This window comes from Stomatohabitans albus, from assembly GCF_036336025.1.
Taxonomy (GTDB): Bacteria; Actinomycetota; Nitriliruptoria; order Euzebyales; family Euzebyaceae; genus Stomatohabitans; species Stomatohabitans albus.
In genome coordinates, this window is record NZ_JAYKKE010000001.1 from 590,766 (window position 1) to 612,412 (window position 21,647).

The window sequence follows — 21,647 nt, forward strand, 5'->3', positions numbered from 1 at the left end:
TTAGCTGAGGCCCCTTTCCACTCAGCGGTCTACTCTTGCAGGCATGTCAAAGCGCGTCCTCACCCCTCAATCCGAAGATTTCCCTCGCTGGTACCAAGATGTTGTTGCCAAAGCGGACCTAGCCGAGAACGGTCCGGTTCGCGGCACCATGATTATTAAACCGTGGGGGTACGCCCTTTGGGAGAGTGTGAAGGCAGAAGTTGATGCGCGTATTAAAGCCACAGGCCACCACAATGTCGCCTTCCCTATGTTTATCCCTAATAGCTTCATTACAAAAGAAGCCGACCACGTAGAGGGGTTTAGCCCTGAACTGGCGATGGTGACCCATGCGGGTGGGAGTGAACTCGCTGAGCCACTTGTGGTGCGACCAACGTCAGAAACGGTTATTGGCGATGCGATGAGCCGATGGATTCAGGGCTATCGTGACTTACCGCTACTCATTAACCAATGGGCCAATGTTGTGCGTTGGGAGATGCGTCCTCGACTGTTTTTGCGCACCAGTGAGTTTTGGTGGCAGGAAGGACATACAGCCCACGCTACCAATGAAGATGCCCAAGCCGAAGCCTTAATGGCTCATATGGACATCTATGCAGATGTACTCAACAATCACATGGCTATCGCCTCCTTTGCCGGGCTGAAGACCAAGCGCGAGACATTCGCTGGTGCTGATCTGACGTGGACCCATGAAGGGATGATGAAAGACGGTAAAGCCCTTCAAATGGCAACGAGTCACAACTTGGGCCAACAGTTCGCCAAAGCGTTCGACATCACCTTTACCGACGAAACCAACCAGTTGCGCCACGCTTGGACGACCTCCTGGGGTTTGAGTACGCGCACAATCGGTGCGCTGATTATGAGCCACGGTGACGATAACGGTTTGGTTCTCCCCCCGGCGATGGCACCTGAACAGGTTGTGGTTATTGCAATCAAGGAAGAAACTGTTCCGGCAACCCATGATCTTGTAGCCAAGCTTCGCACCGCTGGTCTCCGCGCTCATGCTGATATTCGTACCGAACAAGGATTTGGCCGTCGGGCAACAGAGTGGGAGTTAAAGGGCGTTCCGGTACGGGTTGAAGTCGGGCCACGAGATCTCGCCGAGGAGAAGGTCACCTATGCGGTTCGAGACCTTAGCGACGGCAAAAAGAGCGTTTCAATCACTGAGCTTGAAGGGGCACTGACACAAGAGCTAGATGTCATGCAAACACGGTTAAAGGAAGCCAGTGCAACCCGTCTGCGCGAACGCACCGTGGACGTTGAAACGGCAGATGCTGTCGATCGTGATTACGCAGGCTTTTACCGCATTCCGTGGGCAAACCTCGGCGAAGACGGCGAAACGACCCTGGCCGAAGATGCATGGACGGTACGGTGCCTTATCCACGAGAATGGTGAACAACCAAGCAGCCGTGACGAAGCAGGCTTGTTAGCAATCGTTGCTAAGGCGTACTAATTCATCACCAGATTGGCATGTAAGTTCACAACCCATTCGTTCACACTGTAAGTACCACAACATACGCTCCAAGTTTCCCCCGGAGGAGCCAGATGGACCAAACCACCCTTATCCTGCTCGTTATATCAATATTGCTCAGCGTCGCATCTTTAGCGATGGCTTTGAAGGCCATTAAAGGTGAGCAACGGATCAAGGCTGCCTACCGGCGCTTCTCGAAGGGTCGCAAGGAAGACGTTATTACGTTGCTTGACACCCATATCACAGAAGTTGAAGCCCTCCGAGATGAAGTGGCTGGTATGAGTGCAGAAAACCGCCAGCTACGCAGCCTGATTTCTAAAACTTTGAGCCGAGTCGGTGTTGTTCGCTATGACGCATTTGATGATATGGGTGGTCGCTTGAGTTTTTCGGCCGCCCTGCTTGATGAACATGGTGACGGCATCGTGGTTACGGCAATGAACGGTCGACAACAAACCCGAACCTATGCCAAGCCAGTGCGTGCTGGGGGGTCGAGCCACCACCTTTCTCGTGAGGAGGGCGCCGCAATTGACCAGGCCATGAATACCGGTCGAAACCGCACCAAACAAGCATTAGGGCCTTCGGGAAGCTCAACTCAGGTTGCCGTCAGTCGTGCTGATCGAACAGCAGAAACAGAAGCACCACGCGACCTTAATGACACCGGTGACTACATCGAAGTACTCGATCACAACACACCGGCACCTCACCGTGCAGCCCCGATGGCCGGGTATGGCGATGATGATGAATTGGACGGCACTCCCCAGGGGTAGGACACGCCCATCATGAAGACGGTTACAGATGGACAACCTAAACCCCTTGCGCATTTAGGTCCGGCCGGTACGTTCACTGAGTTGGCCGCGATGCGCTTTGCACAGCCTGGACAGCCGCTATCTCCGCTTCCATCTATTCGGGCGGTCATCGAAGCGGTCCGAAATGGGCATGTTGATGCGGGTGTAGTGCCCATTGAAAATGCGGTTGAGGGAGCAGTAACGGCAACATTGGATTTGCTTGGATTTGGACCTCCTGGCGTGTATATGCAAGCTGAAACGGATGTGCCTATAGAGATGGCGCTGCTTGCATTCCCAGGAACCGTACTTGATGAAATAACTGAGGTGCGTTCCCATCCAGTTGCACTCGGACAATGCACACAGTGGCTGGATACACACCTTGATTCAGCAGCCCTCATTGATGTGGCTTCAACCGCTGAAGGAGCTACTCAGGTGCGTGACGCAGGGGCACATTCTTCTATAGCTGCTCTTGGGAATGCGCTATTAGCCGAGCAGTTGGGCTTAGAGATTGTGGCGGCACCTGTCCAAGATCTTCACACTAACGCCACTCGATTTGCACTTATTGGCCGGTCCCTCCCTCCCCTGAGTGGCCACGACCGAACCTCTATCGTCGTGTTCTTGGATAATGATCGAGCTGGCCAACTCCTGTCTGTCCTCAGCCATTTCGCTAGCCGTGGTATTAACTTGACCCGCATTGTGAGTCGCCCTACACGACGTGCATTTGGGGACTATGCCATGTTCATTGATTTTGAAGGCCATGTAGAAGATAACCACGTCGGGAATGCACTTCGGGCTGTTCATCGTCACGTTGGTGATATCCGCGTCCTTGGCTCGGTTGCGCGAGCAGATGGCACGCCATCACCATCTAAGCCCCAAGGTGAATCAGACGCAGACTATGCCGCAGCCCGTACCTGGTATGATGGGTTACGAAATCTTGTGCAGTAATCACCCGCCAGATGGCCTGGTCACCGTCGTTTAGGATAGGTTCAATGCCAGGTCAGACTACAGAACCACAGTCAACTGTTACACCTCGCCAGACTCCTGATATGGCAAGTCGTCTCTGGGCTGACCTTTGGTTGTATGTGCGTTACCACATCGTCACAAAAGTATTGTTGCTCTTTGGTGTCTTGCCAGTTATTCGTGTGGGCATCAACACAACGATTGCAAGTGTGGGTAAACCCATTGTCGGACGAGATGACTTACTTTCTCTTGCATTTAGCCCACAAGGGATTGTGGTTATAGTCCTTTTGAGCATGTTCGTTGTTCTTGCTATCGCAACCGAGATTTCAGCGTTCATTATCATGGAAGCAACACGTGTGTTGCGTGGTGGGCAACCCGGGGTGTTTGCCACATTGGGAGCAGCCATCCGAGCATCTCAACGCTACTTCGTTCCATCTACGGTATTGCTCATTGCGTATATGGGATTGATCGTTCCTCTTAGTGGTGTTGGGTTATCCATCGGGCCACTTCGGCAATTCGCTCTTCCTGTTGATATCCAAGAGGTCATCCAAGCAAATTCAAGCTATTCCAATGCCTATGCCGTGGCTGTCATTGGATTTATGGTGCTCAGCTACTTCTTGATGTTTACGTTCCACTACATCCTGTTGGACTATGCAACCCCATGGCAAGGGATGACACGTTCAATGAAGTTCATGTGGATAAATGGCCTCAATTTGGCAAAAGAAACGATCACACGTTCAGGTAAAACTGTGGCCATTGGTGCTGGCATTGTCCTTCTTGCCGCGTTCGTGTTATCGGCCTACCAGGGAGCAGCAGTAACGGCCAAACTCCGATCATTTATCTCACTCATTGGGGTTGTTGGTGCCATTCAAGCAAATGGGGTATTGGTATTCATCTTGCTCCCGCTTCAGATACGAAATAGCACCCAACAGTTCATCACATACCACACACCACCTGAAACGGATGAAACCGCAACAGCCCCATTGGGGTTTGATCTGACCTATCTCCCAGAACGCACCGCCTCACCTACGCCCTACCCAAAGTTCTTTGTAACTGCCCTCCTCCTTATGGCATTTCTAGGAAATGGGGTTGGGTTTTATACATCATTTGTCCGTATTGATGATGTGATTGTGGATCGAAAGCCAATCAGTATCATTGCCAATCACCGCGAAAATGACCTCGGTGTGGAACCATCCATCCAGGCAATCACCGAGAGTATTCAGCATGGCGCAACCGGAATTGTTGTTGATGCCAGGAATGATGGCAAGGGACAGTGGGGCTTAGCTGATGGTACGGCCTTATCCATCGTGACCCAAGTAGCCAAAGGACAGGCAAGGGTATTTGTGGTTCTTCCTCGACACATCACAGCGCACGATAGCTATGCGCTTATTGATGTGCTTGAACAAGAATCGACCCTCGCAGAGGCTACGTTGCTGAGTACTGATTACTCGTTGCTGGCTGATATCCACCGCCATAACCCAACGGTCTCTACTGGGTATATTGCCGATTTTGCACTTGGGGACCTGTCGGCATTGCCAGTAGACACGATTGTGATCGAACGATTTAATGCCACCGAGGAGACCTTAAAGGCATTAAAGACGAAGCACATTCAAGTGCTCTACCGTTCCGCAGAGCCGCCCAAAGAACTTGCGCTGACCGTACCCAATGAAGTGGATGGCCTGATCACCAACCACCCAAAGCAGTTGCGAGAAGCCTTCAATCAAGTGGAGGGACGGAGCCCGGCTGAGCTTTTGATTACTCCGATCAGGTCAGAGTAAACCCAAGACGAACAATAACTCTAACGACATAACATGAAATTACAATATTCTGCATGATATAGAAATATTATATTATATATAAGACCTACATGTACTTACTCTCTAGTACTAAAAAATAACAGAGTGTAATCTGTTTGATTTTCAACTATATCAAGGAAATGGTGCTAGGTTTGGAAACTTGCCATGGTTCCAAGGATTTTAATAATCGTTAGAACATGGTGTAGCACATTCACCATAGTTGGCGTGAGATACGGCTGGTCTTGCCGAAAGAATGAAAGAGAAGACCACATGCAGCAAAATAACAACGAGGAGCAAGCATTTGCTCCACCAATTTCTATCGACAATGACTTTTGGCTAGATAACTGGCTCTTTATTAAGTACCAGCTACTGACCAAACCAATACTGGCTCTCTTAGTTCTTCCAGCATTTTCAGTTATCATGAAATGGCTGATTAGGTCATCTGGCCGAACAGCATTGAGTAGCGGTGACTACATTTCATTTTTACTTAGCCCTCAGGGTTTTGCCTTGTTGGCAATTGGGATCGTGTTTATTGTTGTTGCGATCGCCACCGACATCCTGGCATTTGTGATTATTGAATCCACAAAACGAACCAGAGGCTATCGACCAAATGCGCGACAGACCCTCATCGCAGCGTTTAAGACACTGCCCCTCTTTCTACACCCATCAGTCATTCTCTTAGTTGCCTATATTGCGCTCGTGGTACCGCTTAGTGGCGTTGGTATATCTGTTGGCGCCTTCAGCCAATTCAAAATTCCAAACTTTATTACTGATGTAATTTTTAGATCTCCGCTCTATAGCACACTGTATTACGTTGCTATCGGTGTCTTTATTGTGCTTGGTGTTTTCTTGCAGTTCACATTCCACATCATGCTGCTTGAAAAAGTCTCACCCTATGTAGCGATGAAGCGATCCTTTGTGTTTATGCGTCACAATCTTTGGGGCTATATCAAACATATTTTGCCACCATCATTAATCGTAACTATCACGCTTATCGCCATAGCTGCCCTCACATATTTTGGGTTAACTTTGGTAAATGGGCTGAATATCGAAATCTTGGCACGCCGATTTGGTTTAGTCCTCTTGTTACTTATCGGCGCTGCACTTCTTGCGTTTGTAACATTCCTGGCATTGCCGTTCTTCTTGAAATTGACAACACAGTTTTTCTTGCAACAGTACTTCCATATCTCAAAACCGAGCGATGTACGCAACTACGATTCACTCGTCCTCACCTATCTCCCCGATGAAGAGCGGGCGCAAGCCACCCGTCCAAAAACAATCATGGCGGGACTCACCGCAGGTGCCCTGCTGCTTAGTGTTGGCGGAGCCATGATCGGGGCTGCCTTTTTCGATGAGATCTTTCGCCCCAAACATCACATCGCTGTTGTAGCCCACCGAGGTGGCGGCGACCTCGGACCCGAAAATACGGTGGCAGGATTACAGGCTGCTATCGATCAAGGGGTGCAGTGGTCTGAATTCGATGTTCAACGCACCAAAGATGGCGGGTATGTGATCAACCACGACAAGGACTTCAACCGTGTTGCAGGTGTGGATAAAACTCCTGGCGATCTCACTGTTTCAGAGGCAACCGAGATTCCGGTTAAGGATCTATTCAACCCTCAGAAGCCATCCGGTTCCGTTGCGACACTTGATGATTACTTCAAGACTGCCAAAGGCAAAATTGGGTTATTCATCGAACTTAAAGGTGTCTCCGCCGATCATCAAATGGTTGATGATGTTGCCAAGATGATCAAGGAATACGGCGTTGAAGACCAGGCGGTTATCCTGAGTCTGGACTACGACATCATTCAGTATGCGGAGTCTACGTATCCTGAATTACTCACAGGGTTCTTGTATTTCTTTAGTGTCGGGGATTCGACCAACCTTGTAGGCGATTTCCTCATCATGGAGGAGGAAGAAGCCAAACAAGACAAAATTGATGAGATTCGTGCAACTGGAAAGAAAGTTGTGGTTTGGACGGTCAATAAGGACGAGTCCATTGAAAAATTTGTTCAGTGGGATATCGACGGATTAATCACCGACTTCCCAGGCAAAGTGCAACAGGGATTACAGCGCCAGGCGGGTTTGACCGACCTTGACCTAGTTCTTCAGGCGTTTAGCCTTTGACCCTCAGCTATGGAGTGGCCGAATAGCCTGATGCTGGCCACTCCATAGCGCTATTCAGCTCCAACCTGCTCGGGCAATCGCCGCTGTCGGAGCTTTTCAATCACTACAGCAATCCAAGTAGAAATAAGAATTGGTTGCATGGCTAAGTTGATATTTCTTGGGGTTAGAATTACCTGAAACATATCTTTTGCAGTCGATGCACCAATAACTTCAGAAAATACTTGGTTAATACCATCAAACATAAATTGGTAGACGGCAAGATAGATCGTGCTCCATTGAATAAAATATTCAATAATTTCTATATCTTCGCTTCCCAGCCGCTTAAGCCACCCACGATTAATCATAAATAATCGCAAGTAGAACTGAATAATTCCAGCAACAAAGACAATGATAAAAATCATTAACAGAAAGCTCGTTGAATTAAACTTTGAATGGAAGATTCCATCAATAAGCTCTAAGTAGCCATCGATGAGTAATGCAGACCCTCCAATTGGAATAGCTGCTAGCACAACGGAGATAGCCCCCGCAACAACCATAATTATAAAGTTAATAGCTATATACAAGAAACGGAACCTAGACTTCCCCTCCTTACCTCTATTAATAATTAAATCAATAAAATAAAATATAGTTATAATTCCTATTATTTGAATAAGGTTAATCATCAGGCCCCTTCATGCTCGGACCATAGCCTACCGCCTCCATCCCAACACAAAGAATGGGTACCTACAGTCAAATGAATCCGTAGGTACCCACACAGTACTGTCAAGCTAGGACCGAATACTTGGCGTTGGACTGATGACCTGTTCACCACCGACAAGCGTGAGTGATGTTGCATTATGGGGAATACCAACGGTCGTTCCATCAGTCAACACCATCGTCGCATCGTGTCGGGCGCTCCACGCACCCGCTGCCAGCGCATCGGGGAAATTGGAGGCTGAAACGGCAACGACCTTACCCGAGTAGGGCAGCCTGGCGGCTAGTAAATAGGCTGTTTCTAGACGGTCCTGACCGATGATAGTCGTGGCATTCGGTGCAGCTTCACAGGCCGGGCCACCTACACAGATGCCCTCACCTACAAAGGGGTGGTTGGTATCGACGAGTACAACCTTTCCACCCAGACGGGCAGCTGCTGACGACGCAACGAGCGCATCAGGAAAGTTTGACCCCGAAGCAATCAATGTTGGGCCAGGTTTAGGTGCAAGGCGGTCAATCATTTGATTAATCCGCTCAGCAGTTTCAAATCGGCTGGAGCCGGCGAGCCGTGTGAATGTGATCCCGTCTTCTGTTAGTGAGTTTTCTACTCCGTTGCCAATTGCGGCTAACCCACCAATGACATACACCTGCTTAACACCACTCGCGTTGAGCTGGGCACGTACAGCTGGCTCCAAACCATCATCACCCTGGGCGGTGGTAAGTAGGATGCCGGTTCGGAGTACACCTGCCAGTGCACCACCGGCAAGACCATCGGCATAAGAACGACCCGTAGCCAGGACCGCCACGGGAGCCTCTACCGTTTGGGCAAATAGCTTGATAGCCGTATCAACTCGGTTCTCTCCCGCGACCCGCGTTTGTTCAGCCGGTTCAACCGTGCGAGTGAACCGCTGCATAAATGGGATGGTATATCCATCACCATTCACCTGGGGGAATGCCGGTCCTGGCCGGTCACTAATGCGCCGTTCGGGGGAATCAGGCTGCGGTGATTGTGTCGGTGCTGGGGAAGGCGTTCTCGGCTGTTCAGCTACAGGCGGTGGCCCTTCAGGGCTGGGTTTCATAGTTGGTGGCACCGGCACGGGTGCAGGTGCCTGTACCGGTGGTTGTATCGGGTTTGGTTGCTCCGTTGGAGGTTGGGGCTGTACTGGCCCAGAAGGCGGTGAAGGTTGGGCATTCCCTGAAGATTGATCGCTAAAGAGATCTGGACGGGTACGGCGCAACCGAGCCTCTTCATGGGCTATCACATGTTCCCAGCCAGGTAGCTCCTCGCCATACGTTATTGCCGGTGGTTCAGGCTGAGTGGTACCGCTATAGACGATATTGTTCGCCCAATCCAGCGTCTCACCTTCGAGGAGCACTGCTCCAGCTCCAGGAAATTCAATTCTTGGCTGACCGGGTACTTCGAAATCCTCTGGTCCTGCGTACGATTCGACCGCTACTAAGCGTTCGTCATCTTCGGTCTCTGAGAACCAACCTCCGCCACTGTCACCAGAAGAAAGCTCGTAGAGATAGTTCAACTTGGCGTTGATATTAACTACACGGTGTTCTTGGCGTTCGATTTTTCGAATCATTTGGTAGTCAGGAAACGGCCCCCATATCGCAGAGGCAAATGGACGGTCCAACAACTCGCCGGGCCACGCATCATCCTGACGGATGGAATACATATAGCTTTTAATATTCTCAGCCGTACAACTCATCGAATAGTGATCAATATCCCGCTTACGTTCGGCAGCGATATTGCGGCCACACGCGCGAAAGGACATCCCAAGGGCCTTATTGGGCGTTTTAATTCCAAACTTCCGATATGCGATACCCGTATAGGTGCCAGGCGGCATAGTTAGTGCAGCCAAATCGCCTTCGCGGTACAGGTCAACACGAATGGCGTCCGCACAGTGCAAACGAGCGGTGCAGACACGAACTGTTTCAGGATTGTCAACGGATAACTGTTTACCCATTTCAAAACAGTGAGCAGAGGTTAATACATGCTGGTCCGAGACCACGGTCCCAGAACACAACATGCCTCTGGAGTTGATATCGCCAACCGCTTGAATCTGGACATGCATCGTTTGGGTGTGATCATCCCAGAACGGGTCTTTGCCCGCCGCCATCACGGGCGACGCAGTAGCTAAGAGCAATGCTCCCGCGCTGATGAGTCCACAAATCTGCCGTACTACCATCAATGCTCCATTCACGAAGGCGAAACGCCTATCAAACAGCTCCCATATCTACGGCGATTGTTCACAACAGCTAAAGGCTAAAAACCCAGGTCGTACCGAAAGCGCAACCCAACGTGCTCTCGATACCTCTGGCGGACATAGCGGCCAACAATGATGCCATTCCTCAGTACGAGGCTCATTGTCATCATTTCGTAAAACCTATTCACTAATACTAATCCTTAGGCAGACATAACATGAAAACTATTTAATAGAATCTTAAGTTACTTATAACTAAAGACTCCAAAACCCTTATTTTAGTTGATGAGTATCGGTTCTGTTGCTCTACTTGATGTATTCAGTTCACGAGCACGTTGCTCCCCACTTCAATTAAGGTCCGACTATGAATACACCATTTCGCCCCCATCAAATCGCCATCCTACTAAGCGCACTTGCACTACTTGCAGGGTGCTCTGGAACCGACGATATCGCCACAACTACATACCAAGACAAAAGCGACGCCATTACTTATCCCGACCAGATCGAAGATGATGCCATCACCTACCCCGACGACATCAAATCTGACGATGCCATCACCTACCCTGACGACATCAAATCCGATGACGCCATCACCTACCCCGATCGTGAACCAAAACCCAATCGGAAGGAAGGAGAGGATAAGGTGAACACCCACATCATTGTTGAAGGCAAAGACGATATGAACGCCGGTGAAGATGAGTTGCCGTTTGGATTTAATCCATCTGAAGTTAAAGACACCACAGCGGCAAAGAACTTGAAAGACGAGCACGCCTTGTCAATCGACACCCTTGTAGTTAAGCGCGACAACAAACTCCGGCTGATCTATATCGCTGGCGACGATAAATGCTATGGCCATCGACCTGTCGTAAAAGAGACGGACAAGGAGGTCATGGTTGGGCTTGTTGAGGGCCATCGAGAAGACGCACCAGAAGCATGCAGAGCTATCTTGATGGTAGAAGGTCAGAGCGTTGATCTCGAAAAGCCTGTCGGAGACCGAAAAGTTGTACTTCTGCCTGAAAAAGAAGTCTTAAAAGTAGACAAAGAAGTAAACGGTAAGTAAACCGTTTTCTCAACATTCTTTTGAATACGGTAAACAATATATTGGCTGGCTATCAATAGTCAGCCAATATTAACGACTATTATTGATATTAAGTATTAGATACTTACCCATATATCATCTATTTTTGACCTAATTCTTCCTACGTCTTCTCTGCCTCCAACGCCATTCAACAAGGCATAGCACTTCAGCAATACGCTATCTTACGGCCAATAGTGTCATGGCCTTATGGGCGTAGGCCGCTAAATTAAGAACATGATCACCTTCAATTCGGTCTCAAAGATCTACCCCAGCGGGGCTAAGGCAGTCGAGGATTTTTCACTGGAGATTTCCACGGGTGAAACGCTTGTACTTGTGGGGTCATCTGGTTCAGGCAAAACCACACTGCTTCGCATGATTAACCGGATGGAGGAACCAACCGAGGGTCAGGTACTGATTAATGATGAAGATGTGAGTTCGCGTGATCCTGTAATCCTCAGGCGCAATATCGGGTATGTACCTCAAAATGCTGGGTTGATGCCTCATCAGACCGTTCTTGAGAACGTAGCGATCCTGCCCATCCTTCAGGGCTACCAGAAGAACGAATCCCGTGATAAGGCAGGAATGTACCTTGAAATGGTCGGTATTGACCAGTCCATGTGGAAGCGCTACCCCACCCAACTTTCTGGCGGTCAAGCACAACGGGTAGCCGTCGCCAGGGCACTAGCCTGCGAAGGTGACATCTTGTTAATGGATGAACCCTTTGGTGCAGTTGACCCGATCGTGCGCCGAGAGCTTCAGGACCAAGTGAAGGTGCTCAAGGAGAAGCTTGACAAATCCATTGTGTTTGTCACCCACGATATTGAAGAAGCGTTTTATTTGGGTACCCGTATCGTTATCTTGAAGAAAGGTGGCGAGGTCGCACAGGTAGGAACGCCACAAGAGATCTCTGAGCACCCGGAAGATGAATTCGTGAGCTCGTTTATCGGCGACTTCCACCATGAACGGATGCTTCACATTGTGAATGAGGATGGGCGCAACATCGTGGTTGATGAGTCCGACCGTGCGATCGGGGTTATCAGCGAATGAATTGGATACTCCAAAATCACGAGATGATTCTTGAGCTCCTTGTGCAGCACTTATTGCTGTCTATCCCAGCGATTGTCTTGAGCTTTGTTATTGCTATTCCCATCGGTCGTATTGCGTTTAATTACCCAAAGATCGGTCGAGTGCTCACGAATATGGCGTCCCTGTTGTACACCATCCCCGCGCTGCCGCTACTTATTATCATTCCAATTCTTTTCGGGACATCCTTACGCTCCTACTCCACCGTCATTATCGCCCTGGTGGTGTACGGAGTAGCCCTTATGGCACGCTCTGCCACCGATGCCTTTGGTGCCGTTGATCCTCAACTCCGAGATACTGCACTTGCGATGGGGTATTCCAAAATGCGTATTTTCTGGCAGGTTGACCTTCCCTTGGCAGCCCCCCTTCTCCTCTCAGGCTTGAGGGTCGTAACGGTCTCAACCATTGCCCTCGTCACCATTGGTGCACTTGTCGGTATTTCAAGTTTGGGGAGCCTCCTCACTGATGGCTTTCAACGTGGCATTGTCGTCGAGGTCCTGACCGGAACACTACTCACGATGGCCATTGCCCTAGTCCTTGATGTTTTGTTGGGAAGTTCAAGAGGGCTACTGTTGCCTTGGACCAAGGCAACCCCGGAATCAGCAGGTAACTGAAATGGATATTTTTTCAGAAGCCTTTCAGTGGCTCGGTCAAGCTTCATCATGGGTAGGCCCATCCGGTATTGGGATGCGGATTATCCAGCACCTAGGCGTCAGCCTCTTGGCCGTTGTCGTTGCACTTCTATTAATCGGCCCACTTGGCATGTGGTTAGGCCACCGGCGTAGTCCCGGTAAACTCATCTGGACCTTCACCGCAGCAGCCCGATCAGTACCCACCCTGGCATTGTTAACCCTCGTTGCATTGATGTTAGGTATCGGCTTGAAGGCTCCACTCATCGCCTTGATTGTGCTCGCAATCCCATCGATCTTGGCTGCAACTTACTCAGGCATTTGGGCGGTGGACGATCAAGTTATTGATGCCATGCGAGGCTCCGGGATGAATGAGCGCCAAATTCTTATGTTGGTAGAGATCCCTTTAGCCCTGCCGGTAATACTCGGTGGCATCAGGAACGCGATGCTGCAAGTCTTTTCCACCGCAACACTGGCTGCCTACACAGCCGATATCGGACTCGGTCGTTACATCTTTGCTGGCCTTAAAGCCAAGGACTATCCACTTATGTTGGGTGGTGCGATCTTAGTGACGGTGTTAACCCTGACGATTGATATTGGGTTTGAGTTTTTACAGCAACGCTCAATCACTCGTGCGGTTCCCACCGATTAAGGTAATCACCCTAGAATAGGTAAGTGCCATTCAGCCGGTAGTTCCGGTGCTATCCAACGAGAGGACTATCCCATGCACCTATCCAAGCACGTCAAACTTCTTGGTGTACTCGCCCTATCTTCACTCGCACTTGCAGCTTGTTCAGGCGGTGACCCGCTCGCGAGTACGAGTGAAGGTGCATCGACTTCAACCGGAGACAGTGCGAATAATTCGCCGATTGTGGTTGGGTCTCAGGACTATTACTCCAACGAAATTATCGCAGAAATCTATGCTCAGGCATTGTCGGCAAAGGGTCTTGATGTCAAACGCGAATTTCGTATTGGGCAGCGTGAGGCCTATATCGGTGAGATTGAGTCAGGGAAGATTGACCTATTTCCCGAGTACAGCGGACCTCTCCTTCGGTATTGGGACAAAGAATCCACGGCAACAACTGCCGATGACGTACTAACGGCACTCAAAGCGACCACTCCACAGGGGCTGCAAGTATTGAGTATGGCGCCAGCCGCCGACCAGGATTCTTATACCGTCAGTAAAGCATTCGCGGATAAATGGGGGCTCAAGAACCTCTCGGATATCACGAAGGTGACGGACCCAATCACTGTTGCGGCTAATTCGGAGCTCGAATCACGCCCATTTGGACCTAAGGGCTTGAAAGAAGCCACCGACGTTGAGGTGAAGTTCACGCCTATCGAAGATGGTGGTGGCCCGCTCACGGTGAAAGCACTCAAGGACGGTACCGTTCAGATGGCGATCGTCTACACGGCGTCACCTTCACTCGCTGAAAATGACCTCGTCTCTCTCAACGACGATAAAGGGCTCTTCACCGCCTCAAATATTGTTGCCATCGGCAGTACTGACCTTCCCGAAGAAGCCGTGACAACCATTAATGAAATCAACAGCAAGCTCGAAACTGATCAGCTCATTCAAATGAACATGAAGAGCGTGAATGACCAGCTCCCTGCAGACAAAATTGCTGAGGAATGGCTAAGCACGAATTACACAAACTGAACCTTGTTCCCTGCAAGAACGACCGGCCCATGCCGGTCGTTTACTTTTTAGGCTAGTTAATAAATACCTGGCCTAGATCATCAAAAATGCTCCCTGCATTCCGATTGAATCCTTAGAACTACTGGCTTTAATGTTTCTAAAGGTGCCACTATGCCAATTTTCGGGCGTAAAAAAATTGAAGAGCTTACACAGAGCAACGCAGTCCTTACCCAACAAATATTTGCCCTCGAATCGCAGAATCGTGTATTGCAGCAAGAACTAAACCGTATCAATCAACTTTTCTCTACTGTTGGTGGAGAGGGTGCGGACCAGGTCCGAGCAGCTGTTCAACAATTATATCTTCAGCAAGAACAGCTGAAGTCTTCGTATGAATCGACCAAAACCTACGTAGAAACTGAAAAACAAAAAGCTCATGAAAGCCTACAGGGTTATATTAATCAGATTGATCAGGAGGCAAGAAACTATCAATCCGTAAAAGAAAAAGAGCTTAGCAAGCTTCAAACAAAAGTGCTTAAATCAGAGGAAAGACTCAACCACCTTAAGGACGAATATAATCAAATAAAAATACTAATTGATGAACTTAATGAAGTCTATCTTATGACTTCAACCTACCTTGATGCCGGACTACTGGAGTACTCCAATCCTGCCGAATCATCCATCCAACTAAAAAGCCAATTATCAAGTATAAAAGACTACAAAAAACACTTAGTAAAAAGTAATATGGCAACAGTTGCCGCCAATCACTTCACCTACAACAACTCTTCTAAAAAAGGTAAAAAATTCATTAGCGATATGTCTAAAATGTGCTTACAGTCTTACAATGCAACAGTTGAGAACTGTATTTTAACGGTAAAGGCAGGAAAAGGTGATGCCGCTCGGAAACGTATTGATCGTGCACGTAGCCAAATAGCGCGACTAGGTGCAATGATCAATTTAAATATCACAGATGAGTATCACAACCTTTGCCTCCAAGAACTTCATTTAACACTACAGTATCAAAATGCCAAGAAAGCTGAACAAGAGGCAAATCGGGAAGAGCGTAGACGCCTACGAGAGGAGCGAAAAGCTCAAGAAGAGTTCAAACGTGAACGCGAGAAGTTGTATAAGGAACAACAACACTACCTCTCTATTTTAGATCGTATTCAAACATCTGGTAATGAGCATGAGGCTCAAAAAATTAAAGACAAACTATCAGAAATTGGCCATGCGATTGAGCAGGTAGATTATCGAGCTGCCAATATTCGAGCTGGGTATGTGTATGTTATTTCTAATATCGGTTCATTTGGTGATCGCATAGTTAAAATTGGGCTTATACGGCGATTAGACCCTATGGATCGCGTCCGCGAATTGTCCGATGCATCAGTACCGTTCAATTTCGATGTTCACGCACTATTCTTTACCGAAGATGCTGTTGGGGTAGAGACCGAACTTCATCACCACTTTGCATCACGACGAGTGAACCTTATCAACAAGCGTCGAGAGTTTTTTGAAGTAACACCCGCCGAAGTAAAAGAAGTCCTTCTTTCTATCCAAGGGAATCTTCTCGAGTTTGTTGAAGAGCCAGAGGCCGAACAGTATCGGCAATCCATTCAGGAGCGAACAAGACTTCAAAATTCTCAACCAGCTAGCTGACTAGCTTTGACCATCGACCAGCCCCTGAGGCATGAATGGACCACTACATCCAATGTCTTACTCAAACGACCGGCCTTTTCCGGTCGTTCTTACTGTGGGTATGGACCCATTACGCGAGCGGTATCATGCCTAAGGGTTGAGCACATCGTCCATCTACAAAAAAACCGATGAAAAAACTACGTACTATACGTAGAAATAAATCACCCTTAGCTAGGCTTAAGCACTTAGAGTGATATTCCGTCACTCTGGGCATGATCAAGTTTGGTAGTGTCTCACTCTTAGCAGCAGCCTTATTCGCTGGCGGACTTAGCACTCCCGCACTCGCTAATACTAGCGACATTGTCCGCCTTATTGAACGTCCTGATGGCACGTTGGCCATTGAGGAAGCTCCCCAAACCTTCTCCTTAACAAAGGTATTCAGTGGCGACAAGGTCTTGGGGCAACAAACCGAAGAAGTCGCCACCTTCCCAGACCAGATTGACCTTCAAGAACACGACGACGAACAAGTTACTGAGCCCTCATTTAGCCTGTGGACGAATGATGCCTGGGTCAATGACATGCGGCGTTGGGATCAATGGAATCTTGACTACGTCAAGGCCGAAGATGCCTGGAAAATCAGCCAAGGTGAGGGTGTAACAGTCGCGGTCCTAGACTCAGGAGTCTATGCCGAACATCCCGACTTTGAAGGTCGCGTGGTTCGTGGGTACGTGGCTCCCGGTTCTACACCGGGGGATCAGGACGGCCACGGCACCCATGTTGCAGGGATTATCGCCGCAGGCACAAACAATAAGATAGATATTGCCGGTTTGGCGCCAAAGGTAACGATTTGGGACGGCAAAATTACGGCTGATAATGCCCATGGCACATCAACGATGATGGCTTCTGGGATTGTGGCCGCTGTTAACGCCAATGTCGATATCATCAATATCTCGATGACCGCAAAGACCGAAATGCCATTGGTTGAGAGTGCCATCAAGGCAGCGAATGACCGTGGCATCCCTGTCGTGGTCTCAGCCGGAAACGATGCGGCGAGCGGTTCTCCAAAGCGCTGGCCTGCTGCCTACGATGACTGCTTTACCGTTGGAGCTATCAAGGAAGATGGCAACTGGGCTAGTTTCTCTAACACCAATGACTACATTGATGTAACGGCACCGGGCTATTACATTGCCGGGCTCAATCACCAAGGTGGTTTCATGTATATGCATGGAACGAGTCAGGCGGCGCCAATGGTTTCAGGTACCTTGGCCTTGTTGAAGGCTGCAAATCCTTCTCTCAGCTACACGACCTTGCAAGATACTGTCCGCAACACAGCAACTGGCCCACGCAAGACCATTAACGTGCTCAGCGCACTCACTCGTGTCGCACCTCAGCCAACCCCCGTTGCACCAGTTGCACCCGAAATGCCAGTCAACCAAACCCCGAGCAGCCCTACACCGCAAGCCCCTCCTGTAACTGCCCCGTTGCCAGCACCTGTACCAGCCCCGCATGTTCCAGCACCAGCCCCTCATGCACCCCAACCAAGTCCGGTTTATCCGATGCCACAGCCGGCCCCGGTACAGCCTGCTCCTGCTCAGCCAGCTCCAAAGCAACCGGCACCTGTTGAATTAGCACCGGCTCCGAACGTACCGACTCCGATTCTTCACAAGCCTAACGCTCCAAAACCGATGAATCCGGTTCGCCACTTCACGCGGCCTGAGCGTTAACCAAGGGTCATATCGACCATCATTACAACCAAACATGATCACCCAGGACGCGAGCATATGCTCGCGTTCTGTGGTTTAAAGACCTGCTTACATGACTGATTACAACGACCCACCCAGATAACGGTCGATTGTCGGGCCGATATCGTGAGCTAATTGATCGATAGGCACGTTGGCGAGAACAGGATTCTTCAAGATGTAGCGAACAAAAAAGAGTCCAAGCATTTGTGTTCCGAGCAACGACGCACGATACCGCATCTGCGCTTCTGGCTCCCCGCCCTCAATCATGTGCAGGACTGATTCAATAAAGGTCAACATAATGCGTCTTGACTCGTCGTGGGTTCCCACACTTCGGATAAGCGCAAGGAACGCTGGTCCAACGTCACTCTCTTCTATGAAGGTCAACGCCGTTTTGATATACCTTGCCCCTTGACCTTCACCAGGAGTACGCACAGCCAAAAGTTGATCGCGTAACCCAAGATCAGCGAAGAGAAAACTCATTGTGGCAGCAAAGAGGTCAGCTTTCGTACCGAAGTAATAATGCACCAATTTGGTATCTACACCGGCTTGCGCCGCTATGGCTTTGATCGTTGCAGATTGGTACCCAACCTCTGCAAATACGGCAATTGAAGCATTCAAGATCTCAGCTCTGGCTGTATCACCACCGCCACGAGGACCCCGTCGAGATGGTGTGATTTGTGAATCCTCTGCCGCACCCATATGACCTCCGATCATCATCATAAACGAATTAATTTCACTAAGAGATGAATTAGGTCTATACTTTATTTCACTACGAAATGAAATATAGACCTGTGGAGGTGAATGCGGTGTATGCAATGGCAATCAAGGAACTTCGAGAACTACTCCGAGACCGACGAACCTTGGCCTTGTTGGTCATCATCCCAATCGTCCTACTCATCATTTTTGGGTATGCGGCAAACTTCTCAGTAGACCGCACCTCTATCCTGATCACCGGTCCAGGTAAAACCGATGTTGAAGCGGTGCTCCGCCAATCAGCTACCGCACAGGACGATTTCAGTGTGCACAGTGCAGCAACATCACTCACCCAGGACGAGATATCAACGGCATTGCAGCACCAGGATTATGCCGCGATCGTGGTTGCCCAAAAGCCCGACCATAACGCCCTCCTCTCTACGTACACCCACATCTACATTGATGGCTCAGAACTCTTTAGCGCCCAGTCGGTGCAGCGGGCATGGATGCGTGTTATCGCTGATGATAACCGAACCCATGTCACTGAAATACGCGCCGACATTGAGGATGCACGCCGTCGCGCAGAAGCCTTTAAAGGCGATTTGTCCTCTATTCGCACGCAAATTGACACGCTTCGCACCACATTCGATGGACCGCTCACCCCTGAGGTACTTGCCCAGCTGCAACAACAGCCCAGCCTCCCAACGATTCCCGAGACGCCGGAACTACCAGACACGACGGTCCTATCCATTGACGATGTTGACATTGATCAGCTATCCACCGTGTACTTCAATCCCGATTTAAAGACCTCATGGATCATGGTGCCTGGACTAATAGGTGTGGTCATCACCTTTATTGGCGTGATCGTGACGAGCATTGGGCTTGTTCGAGAACGTGAAACAGGAACCCTTGAACAACTTGCGGTTATGCCGATTCGGCCAACCGGCATCATTCTCGGCAAAATTGCCCCGTACTTTGCACTCGCACTGGCAGATGCCAGTGCCATCACGGCCATTGGCGTATCGCTATTTGGGGTTCCATTTACTGGAAGTATCTGGCGCTACGCCATATTCACCGTGCTTTTTGTTGTCGTTGTACTCGGTGTTGGCATCCTCATTTCATCACTCTCAGAAACCACCGGCCAAGCAATCCAACTAAGCATTATGGTGGTGCTACCCCAAGCCCTCATGTCAGGTCTTGTTTTCCCCCTTGAATCAATGGGTGAACAGGTGCGTTGGATTGGGTATGTCCTACCACTGACCTGGTTCATCAAAGTATCTCGAGGCATCATGTTGCGTGATGCAAGCATCGAACAACTCAGTATGTCCTTGGTAATTCTTTTTGGTATGGCCATTGTGCTCTTTGGTGCCGCCACCATTCGTATGCACATGCTCCTTCGCAAAGGCGGTGCAGTGCGATGATTAGCCTGTCCAATCTCACCATTACCTATGGGCGTCAAGTCGCACTTGACCATTTTTCGGCAACCTTCGCCCCGCACACAATCAGTGCCTTGGTTGGGGGTGACGGTGCCGGGAAAACCACTTTGCTTCGTCGGTTAGCAGTGCCAGCCAACCACAAACGCCAGTGTTTAACAGGATTGCCCGCCCATCAGATTGGCTACCAGCCAGCCACCTCTGGGGTATGGAATCACCTTTCTGTGGCCGAAAACCTCGCATTCATGGGGCGGGCTTATCGGATACCTCGCATCGTTGCGCAAGCACGGACACAAGAACTGCTTCAGATAGCTGACCTTGAAGGCACGGAACAACGCCTAGCCAAGCAGCTTTCAGGAGGGATGCGCCAAAAACTCGGTGTCATCATGGCCATGCTGCATGAGCCGGCATTACTTCTTCTCGATGAGCCAACAACCGGAGTAGACCAAGAAAGCCGAGCATCCCTTTGGCGGTTGATCGAAACAGCCAGTGATAACGGGAGCACTGTTATCCTCGCAACAGCGTATATGGATGAAGCCGAGCAGGCCGATCAAGTCTTCGTCTTAAATGATGGACGTACCCTCGCCAAAGGCACACCTAAAGAGGTTATTGCACAATCACCGGGCACGATTTGGGAAGAACCTATACCTTCACTGGCCCAACACCGTGAGCAACCAACCCGAGACACGCCCACCCTACCTACCGCAGAAACCTCAGGCAGACAGTGGTCCTGGCAGCGTGGCCATACCCAGTTGTATTGGTTCAGCTCTTCGGCTCAACCACCCACCAACGAATCATTGCACCGCGCAACCGTAGATCTTGAGCTGGCCACCATCGGGGCACTCTTAGCCGCCGCCCACCATACGCCTGATCCACAAGAGACGTGGAATAACAAGCACAGTCATGCACCATTGCATGGACACCTCATTGATGCGCGCCATATCACCCATACCTTTGGATCATTTAAAGCCTTAGACAATGTGAGTGTGCAGGTTGATCCTGGCGAGATAGTAGGCCTCATCGGCGGGAACGGCGCGGGCAAAAGTACGCTCATACGCATCATATTGGGCTTAACCCAACCCACGAGTGGTACGGTCAACTTACTTGGCGGACCACCAAACCATCAGACTCGTTCAGTTATAGGTTATGTTCCGCAACGCTTGGGGCTGTATCCCACGCTTTCGGCACGTGAGAACCTGGCCTTTACGACCACGGTATTTCACACACGCATAGATGCCGACCTTCGCAAACAGCTCACCCCATTTAGAAGCACACCGGTATATCGCCTACCTCTAGGGGCCCAACGCCGATTAGCGGTGATGTGCGCAATGAGCCATCAACCCCGGCTCCTGCTTCTCGATGAGCCAACATCAGGGATGGATTCGCTCGCACGCGCTCAGCTATGGAATACCCTGCGAACAGCCGCCCAAGCCGGTGTAGGCATGTTAATTACCACCCATTACCGCCAAGAAGCCCGTCAATGTGATCGCCTGATTCGGTTGCACCAGGGTCTTGTGGTGCCGTCCAACGACTCATCGTGACAGGTAGTTTCACCTACCAATCCCCGCAGCAATACTGTAATAACACTAATTTTATCCTATTATTTATAATCAATAGATAATCGTTTGATTATTCCTATTGCTTTGTTCGAGTCTTCCTGTTATCCTGTACACACGTTCAAC

17 protein-coding genes are annotated in these 21,647 nt (G+C 49.7%); 14 read left to right on the forward strand and 3 right to left on the reverse strand.

Going from position 1 to position 21,647, the window contains the following annotated elements:
• The first annotated feature begins 43 nt into the window (after positions 1-43).
• The 5 genes from proS to VCU37_RS02585 all read left to right on the forward strand — a co-directional run bounded on the left by proS (position 44) and on the right by VCU37_RS02585 (position 7,133).
• Positions 44-1,447 carry a proline--tRNA ligase gene (gene proS, locus VCU37_RS02565; protein ID WP_336249066.1) on the forward strand — a complete coding sequence of 468 codons (1,404 nt, stop codon included), beginning with the start codon at positions 44-46 and terminating at the stop codon, positions 1,445-1,447.
• Between the two features lie 92 nt (positions 1,448-1,539).
• Positions 1,540-2,232, forward strand: a complete 693-nt coding sequence (locus VCU37_RS02570) for a DUF4446 family protein (RefSeq protein ID WP_336249067.1) — start codon at positions 1,540-1,542, stop codon at positions 2,230-2,232.
• Positions 2,233-2,244: 12 nt separating this feature from the next.
• The gene (gene pheA, locus VCU37_RS02575; protein WP_336249068.1) at positions 2,245-3,195 is read left to right on the forward strand and encodes a prephenate dehydratase; all 951 of its coding nucleotides are present in this window, start codon (positions 2,245-2,247) and stop codon (positions 3,193-3,195) included.
• A 101-nt stretch (positions 3,196-3,296) separates the two neighbouring features.
• A complete protein-coding gene (locus VCU37_RS02580) occupies positions 3,297-4,988 on the forward strand; it encodes a glycerophosphoryl diester phosphodiesterase membrane domain-containing protein (protein ID WP_336249069.1) in 1,692 nt (563 codons plus the stop codon).
• Positions 4,989-5,276: 288 nt separating this feature from the next.
• The gene (locus tag VCU37_RS02585) at positions 5,277-7,133 is read left to right on the forward strand and encodes a glycerophosphodiester phosphodiesterase family protein (RefSeq protein ID WP_336249070.1); all 1,857 of its coding nucleotides are present in this window, start codon (positions 5,277-5,279) and stop codon (positions 7,131-7,133) included.
• A 50-nt stretch (positions 7,134-7,183) separates the two neighbouring features.
• Here the strand turns inward: VCU37_RS02585 and VCU37_RS02590 are convergent, their stop codons facing one another.
• On the reverse strand, positions 7,184-7,795 hold the full coding sequence (locus tag VCU37_RS02590; protein ID WP_336249071.1) for an SA1002 family membrane protein: 612 nt from the start codon (positions 7,793-7,795) through the stop codon (positions 7,184-7,186).
• A 105-nt stretch (positions 7,796-7,900) separates the two neighbouring features.
• Positions 7,901-10,021, reverse strand: coding sequence for a cell wall-binding repeat-containing protein (locus tag VCU37_RS02595; protein WP_336249072.1), 2,121 nt, complete (start codon positions 10,019-10,021; stop codon positions 7,901-7,903).
• Positions 10,022-10,400: 379 nt separating this feature from the next.
• Here VCU37_RS02595 and VCU37_RS02600 point away from each other — a divergent pair, with 379 nt between their 5' ends.
• From VCU37_RS02600 to VCU37_RS02630, 7 genes are all read left to right on the forward strand, one after another.
• Complete coding sequence (locus tag VCU37_RS02600) at positions 10,401-11,096, forward strand: hypothetical protein (protein WP_336249073.1); 696 nt, start codon at positions 10,401-10,403, stop codon at positions 11,094-11,096.
• 252 nt (positions 11,097-11,348) lie between these two features.
• Entirely contained in the window at positions 11,349-12,161 is an 813-nt protein-coding gene (locus tag VCU37_RS02605) for an ABC transporter ATP-binding protein (RefSeq protein WP_336249074.1), read from the forward strand.
• 23 nt (positions 12,162-12,184) lie between these two features.
• A complete protein-coding gene (locus VCU37_RS02610; RefSeq protein ID WP_336249075.1) occupies positions 12,185-12,811 on the forward strand; it encodes an ABC transporter permease in 627 nt (208 codons plus the stop codon).
• Between the two features lies 1 nt (position 12,812).
• Positions 12,813-13,478: an ABC transporter permease gene (locus VCU37_RS02615; RefSeq protein WP_336249076.1), complete on the forward strand. Its 666-nt coding sequence runs from the start codon at positions 12,813-12,815 to the stop codon at positions 13,476-13,478.
• 72 nt (positions 13,479-13,550) lie between these two features.
• Entirely contained in the window at positions 13,551-14,486 is a 936-nt protein-coding gene (locus VCU37_RS02620; protein ID WP_336249077.1) for an ABC transporter substrate-binding protein, read from the forward strand.
• A 150-nt stretch (positions 14,487-14,636) separates the two neighbouring features.
• Positions 14,637-16,118 (forward strand): SNIPE associated domain-containing protein, encoded by a 1,482-nt coding sequence (locus tag VCU37_RS02625; RefSeq protein ID WP_336249078.1) that lies wholly within the window; start codon positions 14,637-14,639, stop codon positions 16,116-16,118.
• Positions 16,119-16,369: 251 nt separating this feature from the next.
• The gene (locus VCU37_RS02630) at positions 16,370-17,821 is read left to right on the forward strand and encodes a S8 family peptidase (RefSeq protein ID WP_336249079.1); all 1,452 of its coding nucleotides are present in this window, start codon (positions 16,370-16,372) and stop codon (positions 17,819-17,821) included.
• Positions 17,822-17,920: 99 nt separating this feature from the next.
• Here VCU37_RS02630 and VCU37_RS02635 read toward each other — a convergent pair whose 3' ends face one another.
• Positions 17,921-18,559 carry a TetR/AcrR family transcriptional regulator gene (locus VCU37_RS02635; protein ID WP_336249080.1) on the reverse strand — a complete coding sequence of 213 codons (639 nt, stop codon included), beginning with the start codon at positions 18,557-18,559 and terminating at the stop codon, positions 17,921-17,923.
• 95 nt (positions 18,560-18,654) lie between these two features.
• Here VCU37_RS02635 and VCU37_RS02640 point away from each other — a divergent pair, with 95 nt between their 5' ends.
• Together VCU37_RS02640 and VCU37_RS02645 are read left to right on the forward strand one after the other, a co-directional pair.
• Positions 18,655-19,953 carry an ABC transporter permease gene (locus VCU37_RS02640; protein ID WP_336249081.1) on the forward strand — a complete coding sequence of 433 codons (1,299 nt, stop codon included), beginning with the start codon at positions 18,655-18,657 and terminating at the stop codon, positions 19,951-19,953.
• Entirely contained in the window at positions 19,950-21,506 is a 1,557-nt protein-coding gene (locus VCU37_RS02645) for an ATP-binding cassette domain-containing protein (protein WP_336249082.1), read from the forward strand. Before VCU37_RS02640 ends, VCU37_RS02645 begins: the two co-directional genes overlap by 4 nt.
• Positions 21,507-21,647 lie beyond the last annotated feature (141 nt).